Here is a 12,991-nt window from a genome sequence, read left to right on the forward strand (position 1 = left end):
TCCGCCGCCGATGAACCCTGGGCGCAATCAGTCTTTGCATAGCCCGGATCCTGACGCAGCGACTTCACCAACCGAGCTTGCCTGAGGAGGTCACTTGCCCGTTGCCACCCTGGCAAGCAGGGTGCTCCAGAACGCATCGGGCATGTGCGCCGTGATGGGCACCGAATGCAACCGCGGCAAATCGATGCCAGCGCACTTCACCGCATCCTTTTCTGTCATCAGCACTGGCAATGGGCTGCCGAATTCGAAATCGCCTGGCACATAGGCGTGGTGATCCGGAAACGCGTGTGGCACCACGCCGATGCCAAACTCGCGCAGCATCACGAAGAAGCGTTCCGGCTCGCCGATCCCGGCCACCGCATGCACGCGCTGGCCAGCGAATTCCGACAAGGGCGCGCCCCGGCCGCCCGCAAGTGGAACCACCGCTCCGACCTCCAGCCACATCGGCCATTCCCGGCCCGGGCCAGCAGACGCGTCCAACGCCTCGGGCTTGAACACCTCGGTGCCTTCCGGCTGGCCGAGATTGAGTACCCGGAACGCGCAGTCGGCCGCACGCTCCAGCGGCTCACGCAGGGGGCCGGCCGGCATCAGGCGCCCATTGCCATAGCGCCGGCGCACGTCCTGCACTTCGATTTCGACATCGCGCGCCAAGCGGTAATGCTGCAAGCCGTCATCGCAAACCACCACATTGCAGCCAGCGTCGACCAGCGCCTTGGCCGCAGCCACGCGGTCGACATCGACGCGTACCCTCGCCCCGGTACGACGTGCGATCAGCAAGGGTTCGTCACCGACCTCGCGCGGATTGGAATCTGACTCGACCCAGCGTGGCGTCTTCAACTCCGCACGGCCGTGACCGCGGCTGGCCACTCCCGGCACCATTCCCGCCTGCCGCAGCCGTTCGACCAGCGCAATGGTCATCGGCGTCTTGCCGCTGCCACCGGCCACGAGGTTGCCGACCACCAGCACCGGCACCCCAGGGTGGACCTGCTTGCGCAGGCCGCGGCGATAAATGAATCGACGCAGGGCAATGGCCGCCGCATAAACCTGCGTCAACAGGCGCGCCCAAAGCGGCGCGGGACTGCCGTCAAACCACCACGATGGAGTGTGTCGCGAAGACGTCCCGCTCACACGCCGCTCTCACGGAATTGCATCCGATGCAACTGCGCGTAGATGCCGTCCCTGGACAGCAATTCGGCGTGGCTGCCCTGCTCCACGATCCGTCCTTCGTCAAGGACAAGGATCTGGTCGGCGTGCTCCACCGTCGACAGCCGATGTGCGACCACCAGGGTGGTGCGATCCGGCATCAATTGGGTCAAGGCTTCCTGCACCAGGCGTTCGGAAGCGTTGTCGAGGGCCGCCGTCGCTTCATCGAGAATCAGGATCGGCGCATCCTTGAGGACCGCGCGTGCGATCGCCAGGCGCTGCCGCTGGCCACCGGAAAGCGCCCCGCCTTTCGGTCCGACCTGCGAGGCCATGCCTTCGGGCATGCGCTCCACGAACTCCATCGCATTGGCTGCGCGGACCGCCTGCTCCACCACCTCTGCGCTTGCCTCGCGCAATTCTCCATAGGCCACGTTCTCGGCCACGCTGCCATCGAACAGCATCACTTGCTGGCCGACCATCGCAACCTGCCGACGCAGGTCGGCGAGTGGGTATTCCGATAATGGGTGTCCGTCGAGCAGGATCGCACCATCGTCGGGATCATAGAAACGTGGGATCAGCTTGACCAGGGTCGACTTGCCGCTGCCGGAGCGTCCGACCAGGGCAGTGACGGTTCCGGGACGGGCCGTGAAGCTGATGCCGTCCAGCGCCGGCGCATCGCGGCCTTCATAACACATCCGGACATTGCGGAATTCGATCAGCCCTTCGCAGCGCTGCAACGGACGGGTTCCCAGATCGACTTCGTCCGGCGCATCCAGCACGCTGAACAGGCGTTCCGCCGACGCAATCCCACGATGCAGCATGCCCTGCACATTGGTGAGCTGCTTGAGCGCCGGGATGATCGCCATCATCGACATCATCAACTGCACGAAACCGCCGGCGCTCAACCGCCCCGCCGCGGCTTCACGCCCCGCCAGCAACAGCAGCACCGCAAGACAGATTGCTGCGGTCACCTGGACCACGCCCGAGAACAGGCCGCGCGTACTCTCGACGCGGAGGAACAGCTTCAGGTTCTGGTTGGCCAGCGTGCGATAGCGCTCCATTTCCGCGGGACGTGCGCCGTAGACCTTGACCTCCTGCTGGCCGGACAGGGCTTGGTCGGCGGCCTGCATCAGCTCCGCCGAGGTCTCCTGCACGCGGTGGCCGTAACGCCGATAACGGCGTCCGACCTTGTCCATCATCCAGGCCACCACCGGGCCGAGCAGCAACACCGCGAGGGTCACCCGCCAGCTGGCGTACAGCATCACCGCGACCATGGCGGCGGCTTGCAGGGTCTGCTGGACCATGACCTTGCCGGAATCGATGACGGCCTGGGCAAGTTGGTCGCTGTCCGAACCCAAGCGCACCAGCATCGATGGCACCGGTTCGGCATCGAAACGCAGCCCCGGCAGGCGCAGATACTTGTCCATCGCCGAAACCCGCATGTCGCGGGAGATTCCGCGCGCCGCCTTGGCCATGTTCAGGTCGGTGATGTAGCCGGCGGCGCCACGGACGACGAAGATCGCGATGATTGCCAGCGGCAGCAGCAGGCCGAATTGCTGGTTCTTCAGCACGAAAGTCTCATCGACCATCGGCTTGGTCATCCACGCGAACGCGCCAGCCGCCCCGGCCTCCACCACCATGCTCAAGGCCGCGACGAACAGCACCGGGCGATAGGCGCGCGCCAGCCCGAGCAGACGCCGATAGACCGGCCACACCGATCCGGTTGCACTCACTGCGCGCGACCCTGGGTTGGCACCTGCGGGGTGGTGGCGTTGGCGATTCGGCGGAAGCCAAGCTGTGCCAGTGCTTCATAGGCGGTCACCACCGCCTGCCACGGTGTGCGTGCGTCGGCACGGATCAGCACCACCCGCTCACGATCCGTGCCGGCCACGTCCTGCAAGGCCTGCTTCAGGGATTCGACGTCGGTCTTCAGCACTTCGCGGTCGCCAACGAAATAGCGCCCATCGGCATTGATCAGGATGCCCAGCGGCTGGTTGGCCGAGGTGGCGGGCTCTCCGCTGGCCTTGGGCAACTCCAGCTTGAGCACCGAGCGTGCGTCGAAGGTGGTGGTCACCACGAAAAAGATCAGCAGGCACAGCACCACGTCGATCAACGGGATCAGGTTGATCTCGGGGTTGTCATCCTCGCGATGGTCGGCGATCCGCATGCGTGCTACCTCAGTCGGCCGGTCGGCCGGCAGCGGTGTCCAGCACATCCTGCAACTGCATCGCTTCGTGCTCCATGTCGACGATGTAGCTGGCGATGCGGCCACGGAAATAGCGATGGAAGGCCAGAGCCGGGATCGCCACGATCATCCCGGTGGCGGTGCAGACCAGCGCCTTGCCGATGCCACCGGCGAGTTGGGTGGCGTCGCCAATGCCGTGGTCGAGGATACCGAGGAACAGCTGGATCATGCCGACCACGGTGCCAAACAGGCCCAGCAACGGGCCGGCCGCGGCAATCGTGCCCAACGAATTCAGGAAGCGCTCCATCCGATGGACCAGGTGGCGCCCCACGTCCTCGACGCGCTCGCGGATGATCTCGCGGCCGCGATGGCGCACGTCGAGTTCTGCAGCCAAAAGCGCGCCCAACGGCGAGGTCGCGCGCAGGGATTCGATGTGCGACGGCTCCAGCGCATTGCCGCGCGCCACCCAGGTGCGCACCTCGTCGCCAAGGCCGGGCGGCATCACCCGATCCCGGCGCAGGCTCCAGAAACGTTCCACCACGATCGCGAGGCCAGCCACGGTCAGCAGCAGCAACGGGATCATCGGCCAGCCTCCGGCCTTGATCAGTTCCAGCACAGGTCAATCCTCTTGCCCATAAGGCACTCAATGCCCAAGCGCGTAGCATAGCCCAGCCGCCTGCCCACGCCGCCGGACCGCATCCCAAAGACGGGGCTGGTCGGACCGGCGTTCACGTACGCGCAGGCCGCCGTGACCGATCCAGACCCGCAACGCGCCGGAACGCGAGGTGTCCAACACCTCGGCCCCGGCATCGCACCAACGCTGAACCACTGGCTGCCGCGGATGCCGGAAGCGGTTGTCGGCCCCGGTCGAGACCACGGCCAAGCGCGCACCCACGGCGGTCACGAAGGCCGGATCCGAAGATCCCGCACTGCCATGGTGGGGGACGATCACGACATCGCTGCGCAAGCGCGATGCCTGCGCGCGAACCAGCTTGCGTTCGCTGTAATGGCCGATATCGCCGGCCAGCAGGGCGCTTCCATGCGTGGTCTCGATGTGCAGAACGCAGCTGGATTCATTGCCGAGGTAGGGCACGCCGTCGCCCGGGCTCAAGACGCGAAAGCGCACGCCGTCCCATTCCCAGCGTTGCCCAGCGACGCAATCCCTGCTGCCAGGCGATGGACTCCCAGCCGGGGCAAGCACCGATGGCATGGGAAATGCTGCCGCCACGGCATTGCGTCCACCGGCATGATCCATGTCGCCATGGCTGACGATGCCCATGTCCAATCGACGCACTCCAAGCCCGTGCAACGCCGGAATCACCGCACGTTCGCCGGCATTGAAACCGTCTGGCACCGCAGGCCCCATGTCGAACAACAGGGCATGGTGCGCGGTCCGCACCAGGACAGACAATCCCTGCCCAACATCGATCGCGGTCAGTTCCACCTCACCCGTCTTCGGCAACTCCAAAGGTGGATGCAGCAAGGGCAACCACAGCAACAGCGCCAGCCACCGACCCGGCAGGCCACGCGGCAGCAGCAGCCAGAAGGCCGACAACAGAGCCAGTGGCAAGGCGTACCAGCGCGATTCGGGCAACCACAGCAGCGCCAGAGGACTGTCCGCAATCCGGGTGATCGCCGGCCAGAGCAGGTCAAAGCACCACGCGGACGCGTGCCAGAACCCACTGCCCCAACCTGCATGGACGGCATCGGCCAGCACGCCCAGCAAGCCCAAAGGCACCACCACCAGACTCCACCACGGGACCGCGGCGAGATTGGCCAACGGACCCGCGATGGAGGCCTGCCCGAACAAGACGACACCCAGTGGGAGCAAGCCGAGGCTGGCCACCGCTTGCGCCGCCAGAAAGCCGCGCAATTGCCCTCGCCAGCCCGTACTGTCGGCGTCAGGCAGGCACCAGAGCAACCACGCGACGCCAGCAAAGCTGAGCCAGAAGCCTGCGCCCAGTACCGACAGCGGATCCATCAGCAGGAGGACGCCGCAACCCATCGCCAAGGTATCGGCCAGCCGTTGGCGTCGTCGCAGCCAGCGCGTGGCGACCACGGCCGCGATCATCACCGCAGTACGCAGGGTCGGCACCGCCATTCCGGTGACCAGTGCATAACCGAAGGCTCCGAGGATCGCGCCCGCGCCTGCGGCGAATTGACGCGGCAACCAGCGGCACAGCGATGGCCACAGCCACCATGACGCCGCGATCAGCAATGCGCAAAAGCCCGCCACCAGACCGACGTGGAAGCCTGAAATGGCAATCAGGTGGGTCAGGCCCGCAGCGCGCAGACGCGTCCAGTCCTGTTGATCGAGGAAGCGCGTGTCGCCCAGGGTCAACGCACGCACATAGCGTGACGATGGGTCGTCCACCGTCGTTCCGATGCGTGCGCTCATGCGTTCACGCCAAGCGTCGAGCCCAGCCGCATCGACCAATCGCTTCGCTTGTGCGGGCTTGATGACGTAGCCGGTGGCGGCAATGCGGGCCGCCAATGCAAAGCGTTCGGCATCGCTGGCGCCGGGATTGCGCAGTCCGCGCGGCGCACGCAGGCGTACCGGCAACTCCCAGCGACTGCCTGCCCGCAAACCAGCACGAGCGCGAGGATCGTCGTCGTACCAGCCGAGGCGCAGGGTCTTACCGCGCAGTGCCTCAGGCTGCCGGTCGTCATCGTCGACCCGAAACTCGAAGCGCGTACGCCCAGGTTCGCTGACGGGTAGATCATGGACACGCCCACGCAGCGCGAATGCATGACGTTGCAGCGCCGGCGGGAGCTGCGCATCGAGTGCACTGGCCGCCTGAAGCCCGGCAAAGGCCATCCCGAACAACAGTGCGCCGATGGGGCGCAGTGGTGTGCGCCAGAGCGTAGCAACCAATCCTGCGGCCAGGAGCAGCAGCCACAGCCAGTGCGGCGGCAGTGCCGGCAACAGCAGGCAGGAGCCGACACCGGCCAGCATCGACGCAACACAGGCGGGTCCGAACAGCGTCGGCACGTTGCCACGGCGCAGTCGGGCAACGGCCAACGGGGTCGATGCGATGGGATTCACGGATGTGATGACGGCAGCCATACGGACAGCGTGCCTGCTGGCATCGCCCGCCTGGATCGGAACTCGTCCCGTTCATGACTCGGACTTGCCTGATTCGAGGCGTGTGCGCGACGTCGGCCCATCGGTCCGCCGTTGCACGATGTCCGGTGCTGGGCCGTCTCGCCTCTGCGGATGCGCCCTCAGAAGATGAAGGTCAAAGCAAATGAAGGTCTGAACAACGTCATCTTGGCGTTGTCAGCCCACGCCGAGTCCGGTACACGCCCGGACCAGGCTCACACGAATCAATCCCTTGCGTGATCGATTCGTGGCCAGCCTAGGTAGACCGCGATGGAAGCCCAGCACGGCAACGGGGATTGCACGCGCGCAATCCGCCTGGCCCAGACGCCGGATTTGACCACGACCTCGCCCTGGATGATGGCGGATCCCACATAGAGCAACAGCACGCCACCGAGCAAATGAACAAGAACACCTCACACCGCGTCGCTGGCAAGCGCATGCAGGCGCCCATCACGCAATTCCAGCACGCGATCAAGGCGGCGCGCGAGACTCCGATCATGGGTGACCAACACCAGGCTGGTGGCACGGGCGCGTTTGAGCTCCAGCATTTGCTCGAACACCACGGTCGCGGTTTTTTCGTCGAGATTGCCAGTGGGCTCATCGCCAAGGACGCAGGCAGGATTGTTCACCAGTGCACGCGCGACAGCGGTGCGCTGGCGCTCACCGCCGGAGAGCTCGCCTGGCTTGTGCGCCAATCGATGGCCCAGCCCGACCGATTCCAGCAGGCTGCACGCACGTTGCCGTGCCTCGCTGGTGGACGCCCCGGCCAGCAGCACCGGCATCATCACGTTCTCCAACGCGGTGAATTCCGGCAGCAGGTGGTGGAACTGGTAGATGAAGCCGAGCGAGGCATTGCGCAGACGACCACGGGCTGCATCGGAGAGTGCGCTCATCCGTTGGCCGGCGACGTAGACCTCACCGCTGCTTGGCACATCGAGACCGCCGAGCAAGTGCAAGAGCGTGCTCTTGCCTGCGCCGGAGGCGCCCACGATCGCCACCGTTTCCCCGCGTGCGACGGAAAAATCGAGCGATTCGAACACCCGTGTCCGCAACGTGCCTTCGGCATACGTCTTGCCGAGTTGCTTGGCTTGGACCACGCCATCGGCAGCCGCCGACATCGCCTGCGCGTCCTCATTCATAGCGCAGCGCCTCGGCCGGTGCGGTACGCGCCGCGCGCCGCGCCGGGTACAGGGTGGCGAGGAAGGCCATGCCCAACGCCGAGGCAGCGATCTTCAACACGTCCGAAGCTTGCAGGTCGGTCGGCAGGCCGGTGATGTAGTAGACGTCCTCGGGCAACAGCTTCACGTGCAGCAGCATTTCGATGCCGTGCAGGATGGTGTCGAGGTTCAGGGTCAACAGGATGCCGCCAACCACCCCGGTGACAGTACCGATCACGCCGATCAGGCTGCCCTGCACCATGAACACCTGCATCACCTTGCCCGGCGTCAACCCCAGTGTGCGCAGGATGGCAATGTCGGCCTGCTTGTCGGTGACCAGCATCACCTGCGAGGACACCAGGTTGAACGCCCCCATCGCCACCAGCAGCGACAGCAGGATCGCCATCACCGTCTTTTCCATCTTCAGCGCGCGGAACAGGTTGGCATTGTCCTGGGTCCAGTCGCTGACCGAGTACGGCCCCTTGAGTGCCCGTGCCAGGTCGCGTGCAACATCAAAGGCCTGGTCCATGTCGTGCATGCGCAGGCGCACGCCGGTGACGCCATCACCCATCCGCAGCACGCGCTGCAGGTCCTCGAGGTTGGCCACCGCCAAGCCCTTGTCGAATTCGTTGTAGCCGGCCTCGAAAATGCCGCTGACGCGGAAGCGCTTCATGGTCTGCACGCCACCCACGGGCGTGCTGCGGAACTCCGCGAGGGTGACGATCACGTCGTCGCCCACGCGCACGCCCAGCCACATCGCCAATTCACGTCCGAGCACGATGTTGAAACTGCCCGGCGTCAGGTCCGATAACTTGCCCTGCACCATCTTGCTGGGCAACACCGACACCTTGCCCTCGTCAGCAGGCAGGACGCCACGCACCATTGCCGGCTGGTTATTGGCACCGGAGATCAGGGCTTCCTTCTCGATATAGGGTGCGGCACCCGCCACACGAGGATCCCGAACCGCAACCGACACGGCGTGACGCCATTCCTGTATCGGTTCGCCATAACCGCTGACCGTGGCATGTGCGGCCATGCCGAGCATGCGATCGCGGATCTCCTTCTGGAAACCGCTCATCACCGCCAGTGTGGTGATCAAGGCGGTGACCCCCAGCGCGATGCCGAGGATCGACGCCAACGAAATGAAGGAGATGAAGCCGTTGCGACGTTTTGCGCGCAGGTAGCGCAGGCCGATGGCGACGGGAACGGGTTTGTACATCGGGGACCCTTGCAGTGACCGCCTATCGTGCCACCGATGCGCGGCCCAGTGCAGCCTCCCGTGCACGCATGGCCAGCCGAAGTTCACGTCGCGTCGCGACATCCAGCCGGTCGGGCCAGAACACCAGCCGCTGCCGGCGGCCATTCGGCGACACGCGCCAGTCCATGAAGGCCAAGGGGCCGCGCCAGCGCACGCGCAGGTCGATCATCGGCAGTTCTTCGCAGCGCGCCTCGCCAGAGGCCGGAAAATGGAGGTGCCGAGGTTGTGCGCCGAGATAGCGACGCACGATCCATGCACCATGCAAGCCGGCGATCAACGCCACCGACCACGCCACCGGCGCAGGCAGGCCACTGGCCAAGACCGACAGTGGCGCCAGCACGCCCAGGATCGATAATGCCAGCGCACACGCGCACGAAGGTCGCCAGGCGTAATGACCCGCGGCCAACTCAGGCCCGTACGGGCAAATTGCGGATGACTTCCACGAGTTCGGCAAGTTCGCCATCGGAGGGTTTCTCGAGACCGGAGAGCCAGCGCCAGAGGATGTCGTCCTCGCACGCCAACAGCTTCAGGAAAACCTCCCGCGTGGCAGTCGGACTTTGCCGCCATTCGCGTTCCAGCCAACGTCCCAGCAGGACGTCCAGTTCCATCATCCCGCGCCGACAGCGCCAGCGCAGCTTCTTCAGTTCGACGTCATCGTCCATCGTGTTCAGCGGGCCGAAACGTCACGCATCACATCTTGCGCGCCAGCATCAACTTCTTGATCTCGGCAATCGCCTTGGCCGGGTTCAGGCCCTTCGGGCAGGTGCGGGTGCAGTTCATGATGGTGTGGCAGCGGTAGAGCTTGAACGGATCTTCCAATTCGTCCAGCCGCGTTCCGGTGTCCTCATCGCGACTGTCGACGATCCAGCGATAGGCCTGCAGCAGGATAGCCGGTCCGAGGTAACGGTCTCCGTTCCACCAGTAGCTCGGGCAGGAGGTCGAGCAGCAGGCACACAGGATGCACTCGTACAAGCCATCGAGGTGCTTGCGGTCCTCGGGCGACTGCAGGCGCTCGCGATCTGAAGGCACCGGCGACTGGGTGCGGATCCACGGCCGGATGCTGGCGTACTGGGCGTAGAAATGCGTGAGGTCCGGCACCAAGTCCTTGACCACCGGCATGTGCGGCAGCGGATGCACCTTGACATCGCCCTTGTCGACCGAATCGATCGCGCAGATGCACGCCAGCGTGTTGGTCCCGTCGATGTTCATCGCGCAGGAGCCGCAGATGCCCTCGCGGCAGGAACGGCGGAAGGTCAGGGTCGGGTCGATCTCGTTCTTGATCTTGATCAGCGCGTCCAGGACCATCGGGCCGCACGCCGCCATGTCCACCTCGTAGGTGTCCATGCGCGGATTGGCGTCGTCATCCGGCGACCAGCGATAGACATGGAAGGTGCGTGGCTTCTTCGCGCCCGGCGCGGGCCAGTGCTTGCCCTTCTGGATCTTCGAGTTTTTCGGCAGCGAAAATTCGGCCATTGCTCTACTCGTGACTCTGGTTCGTGGAATCGGGGTACGACGGGATGCAGGAGCGCGGGGGTGTCAGTACACCCGCTTCTTCGGCGGCACCGTCTCGACCTCGTCGGTCAGGGTCTGGGTATGCACCGGGCGGAAGTCGAAACCGGTGCGGCCATCGGCATCGATGGTGACCAGGGTGTGCTTCATCCACTCGGCGTCGTTGCGGTCCGGGAAATCCTCGTGGGCATGGGCACCGCGGCTTTCGTGGCGCTGCTCGGCCGAATGCATGGTGACGACGGCCTGATCGAGCAGGTTGTCCAGCTCTAGGGTTTCGATCAGGTCCGAATTCCAGACCAGCGAACGGTCGCTGACCTTGACCTTCTCGAACGACTTGCGCACCGCGTCGATCTTCACGCAGCCTTCCTTCAGCGATGCGGAGGTGCGGAACACCGCCGCATCGGCCTGCATGGTGCGCTGCATGTCCAGCCGGATCTGCGCCGTGGACAGCTCGCCATTGGCGTTGCGGAGACGGTCGAAACGGTCCAGCGCCTTGTCCAGCACGTCGCCCGGCAGGTCCTTGTGCGGCGCATTGGGCACATGGGTTTCGGCGCAGCGGTTGGCGACCGCGCGGCCGAACACCACCAGGTCGAGCAGCGAGTTCGAGCCGAGCCGGTTGCCGCCGTGCACCGACACGCAGGCCGCCTCGCCGATGGCATACAGGCCATGCACCTGGGCATCGTTGTCGGTGCCGCGCTTCTGCACCACTTCGCCGTGGTAATTGGTCGGAATGCCGCCCATGTTGTAGTGCACGGTCGGCAGCACCGGGATCGGCTCCTTGGTGACATCGACGCCGGCGAAGATGCGCGCCGATTCGGCGATACCGGGCAGGCGCTCGTGGATGACCTCGGGGCCGAGGTGCATCAGGTTGAGGAAGGCGTGGTCCTTGTGCTCGCCAACACCACGGCCTTCGCGCACTTCGATGGTGATGGCGCGACTGACCACGTCGCGCGAGGCGAGGTCCTTGGCGCTGGGCGCGTAGCGCTCCATGAAACGCTCACCGGCGGAATTGGTGAGGTAACCGCCCTCGCCGCGCACGCCTTCGGTGATCAGGCAACCGGCGCCGTAAATGCCGGTGGGATGGAACTGCACGAATTCCATGTCCTGCATCTGCAGACCCGCACGCAGCGCCATGCCGCCGCCATCACCGGTGCAGGTATGCGCCGAGGTGCAGCTGAAATAGGCGCGGCCATAGCCGCCGGTCGCCAGCACCACGCCATGGGCGCGGAAGAAATGCAGGGTCCCTTCGTTCATGTCGAGCGTGAGCACGCCGACACAGGTGCCTTCGTTGTCGAAGATCAAGTCGATCGCGAAGTACTCGACGAAGACCGTCGCCCCGTGCGCCAGCGATTGCTGGTACAGCGTGTGCAGCATGGCGTGGCCGGTGCGGTCGGCGGCGGCGCAGGTGCGTTGGGCGGTGCCCTGCCCGTAGCGCGTGGTCATGCCGCCAAACGGACGCTGGTAGATGTGCCCGTCCTCGGTGCGCGAGAACGGCACGCCGTAGTGCTCCAGTTCGATCACCGCGGCCGGGGCGTTCTTGCACATGTACTCGATGGCGTCCTGGTCGCCCAGCCAGTCGCCGCCCTTGACGGTGTCGTAGAAGTGGTAGCGCCAATCGTCCTCGCCCATGTTGCCAAGCGCCGCGGCGATGCCGCCTTGGGCGGCCACGGTGTGGCTGCGGGTCGGGAAGACCTTGCTGATGCAGGCGGTCTTCATGCCCTTCTCGGCCAGACCAAAGGTGGCGCGCAGGCCGGCGCCGCCGGCACCGACCACCAGCATGTCGTACTTGTGTTCCTGGATCTTGTAGGCAGGCATCGACGATCAACTCCCGAGCGCGATGCGCAGCACCGCAAGCACGCTGGCGATTCCAGCCAGCGCACAGACAAGAAGGGTGGCAATTTGGAGGACCACGCCATTGAATGGCGCATGCACGTAGTCCTCGATCACGACCTGCAAACCCAGCCGTGCGTGCCAGAACACCGAAACGAGGAACAGGATCAGCACGCTGGCATTGATCGGATCGGCGACCAGACCGTGGATGATGGCGTATTCGGCGCTGCGCAGGGTCAGCGCGATCCCCAGCAGCCACAGTGCGGACAGGCCGATCAAGATGGCGGTGACGCGCTGCCAGATGAAATGGTGGACGCCATCCTTGCCAGAGCCCCAGTTGCGCGCGGTCTTGAGTGGGTTGCGCAAGTCGTTGTTGCGATTTGCCATCAGTGCCCCCAGCGCGCCAGGATGACGCCCCAAACGGCCGCCGTGAGCACCACGCTGCCGATCATCGAGATCAGGCTGTTGCGTACGAACTGCGGGATCCTGAAGCCAAGTCCACCGTCTTGGAGGAGATGGCGGATGCCATTGATCAGATGGTAGGACAGTGCCCAACTGAAGCCGCACAGCACCACCAATCCGGGAATCGACCCGGCGAACTTCGTGAAGGACTCCCAGCGCTCCGGTCCTGCGGCAAGTGACACCAGGCCGCAGGTGATGACCAGCGCGCCCACCGACAGGAGGATTCCAGTCGCGCGGTGGTAGATCGAAGATTGCATCTGCACCTGCCACGTGTAGATCTGCAGATGGGGGGATAGCGGTCGTTCGCGGGTCGCCATGGGCGGTCGCTTCTCCGGGTTGGCGGC

13 protein-coding genes are annotated in these 12,991 nt (G+C 65.2%); all 13 read right to left on the reverse strand.

All coding sequences use genetic code 11. The features are described 5' to 3' along the window. Positions 1-90: 90 nt before the first annotated feature. The 13 genes from lpxK to sdhC all read right to left on the reverse strand — a co-directional run bounded on the left by lpxK (position 91) and on the right by sdhC (position 12,964). Positions 91-1,128, reverse strand: a complete 1,038-nt coding sequence (gene lpxK / locus IT472_RS02765) for a tetraacyldisaccharide 4'-kinase (protein WP_297178015.1) — start codon at positions 1,126-1,128, stop codon at positions 91-93. Further along, positions 1,125-2,876: a lipid A export permease/ATP-binding protein MsbA gene (gene msbA, locus IT472_RS02770; protein WP_297178018.1), complete on the reverse strand. Its 1,752-nt coding sequence runs from the start codon at positions 2,874-2,876 to the stop codon at positions 1,125-1,127. The genes lpxK and msbA overlap by 4 nt, the downstream gene beginning before the upstream one ends. After that, entirely contained in the window at positions 2,873-3,310 is a 438-nt protein-coding gene (locus tag IT472_RS02775; protein ID WP_297178021.1) for a biopolymer transporter ExbD, read from the reverse strand. Before IT472_RS02775 ends, msbA begins: the two co-directional genes overlap by 4 nt. A gap of 10 nt (positions 3,311-3,320) precedes the next feature. After that, on the reverse strand, positions 3,321-3,944 hold the full coding sequence (locus IT472_RS02780) for a MotA/TolQ/ExbB proton channel family protein (RefSeq protein ID WP_297178024.1): 624 nt from the start codon (positions 3,942-3,944) through the stop codon (positions 3,321-3,323). Positions 3,945-3,971: 27 nt separating this feature from the next. Continuing rightward, the gene (locus IT472_RS02785; protein WP_297178027.1) at positions 3,972-6,374 is read right to left on the reverse strand and encodes a DNA internalization-related competence protein ComEC/Rec2; all 2,403 of its coding nucleotides are present in this window, start codon (positions 6,372-6,374) and stop codon (positions 3,972-3,974) included. Between the two features lie 470 nt (positions 6,375-6,844). Next, complete coding sequence (gene lolD / locus IT472_RS02790; RefSeq protein WP_297178030.1) at positions 6,845-7,570, reverse strand: lipoprotein-releasing ABC transporter ATP-binding protein LolD; 726 nt, start codon at positions 7,568-7,570, stop codon at positions 6,845-6,847. Next, positions 7,563-8,807, reverse strand: a complete 1,245-nt coding sequence (locus IT472_RS02795; RefSeq protein ID WP_297178033.1) for a lipoprotein-releasing ABC transporter permease subunit — start codon at positions 8,805-8,807, stop codon at positions 7,563-7,565. Before IT472_RS02795 ends, lolD begins: the two co-directional genes overlap by 8 nt. A gap of 22 nt (positions 8,808-8,829) precedes the next feature. Next, positions 8,830-9,186 (reverse strand): hypothetical protein, encoded by a 357-nt coding sequence (locus IT472_RS02800; protein WP_297178036.1) that lies wholly within the window; start codon positions 9,184-9,186, stop codon positions 8,830-8,832. Between the two features lie 67 nt (positions 9,187-9,253). Then, a complete protein-coding gene (locus IT472_RS02805; protein ID WP_297178040.1) occupies positions 9,254-9,508 on the reverse strand; it encodes a succinate dehydrogenase assembly factor 2 in 255 nt (84 codons plus the stop codon). Between the two features lie 28 nt (positions 9,509-9,536). Next, positions 9,537-10,319 (reverse strand): succinate dehydrogenase iron-sulfur subunit, encoded by a 783-nt coding sequence (locus IT472_RS02810; protein WP_297178043.1) that lies wholly within the window; start codon positions 10,317-10,319, stop codon positions 9,537-9,539. 63 nt (positions 10,320-10,382) lie between these two features. After that, entirely contained in the window at positions 10,383-12,170 is a 1,788-nt protein-coding gene (sdhA, locus tag IT472_RS02815) for a succinate dehydrogenase flavoprotein subunit (protein ID WP_297178046.1), read from the reverse strand. A gap of 6 nt (positions 12,171-12,176) precedes the next feature. After that, positions 12,177-12,572: a succinate dehydrogenase, hydrophobic membrane anchor protein gene (gene sdhD / locus IT472_RS02820; RefSeq protein ID WP_297178049.1), complete on the reverse strand. Its 396-nt coding sequence runs from the start codon at positions 12,570-12,572 to the stop codon at positions 12,177-12,179. Beyond that, on the reverse strand, positions 12,572-12,964 hold the full coding sequence (gene sdhC, locus IT472_RS02825; protein WP_297178051.1) for a succinate dehydrogenase, cytochrome b556 subunit: 393 nt from the start codon (positions 12,962-12,964) through the stop codon (positions 12,572-12,574). Before sdhC ends, sdhD begins: the two co-directional genes overlap by 1 nt. Between the last annotated feature and the right edge of the window lie 27 nt (positions 12,965-12,991).

Source organism: Thermomonas sp., from assembly GCF_020850895.1.
Lineage (GTDB): Bacteria > Pseudomonadota > Gammaproteobacteria > Xanthomonadales > Xanthomonadaceae > Thermomonas.

What these genes read in the sequence shown, in the direction of transcription:
- IT472_RS02795 (WP_297178033.1), bottom strand. Translation starts at nt 8,807, where the DNA reads ATGTACAAACCCGTTCCCGTCGCCATCGGCCTGCGCTACCTGCGCGCA.
- sdhD (WP_297178049.1), bottom strand. Translation starts at nt 12,572, where the DNA reads ATGGCAAATCGCAACAACGACTTGCGCAACCCACTCAAGACCGCGCGC.
- IT472_RS02775 (WP_297178021.1), bottom strand. Translation starts at nt 3,310, where the DNA reads ATGCGGATCGCCGACCATCGCGAGGATGACAACCCCGAGATCAACCTG.
- lolD (WP_297178030.1), bottom strand. Translation starts at nt 7,570, where the DNA reads ATGAATGAGGACGCGCAGGCGATGTCGGCGGCTGCCGATGGCGTGGTC.
- IT472_RS02810 (WP_297178043.1), bottom strand. Translation starts at nt 10,319, where the DNA reads ATGGCCGAATTTTCGCTGCCGAAAAACTCGAAGATCCAGAAGGGCAAG.
- sdhA (WP_297178046.1), bottom strand. Translation starts at nt 12,170, where the DNA reads ATGCCTGCCTACAAGATCCAGGAACACAAGTACGACATGCTGGTGGTC.
- IT472_RS02805 (WP_297178040.1), bottom strand. Translation starts at nt 9,508, where the DNA reads ATGGACGATGACGTCGAACTGAAGAAGCTGCGCTGGCGCTGTCGGCGC.
- sdhC (WP_297178051.1), bottom strand. Translation starts at nt 12,964, where the DNA reads ATGGCGACCCGCGAACGACCGCTATCCCCCCATCTGCAGATCTACACG.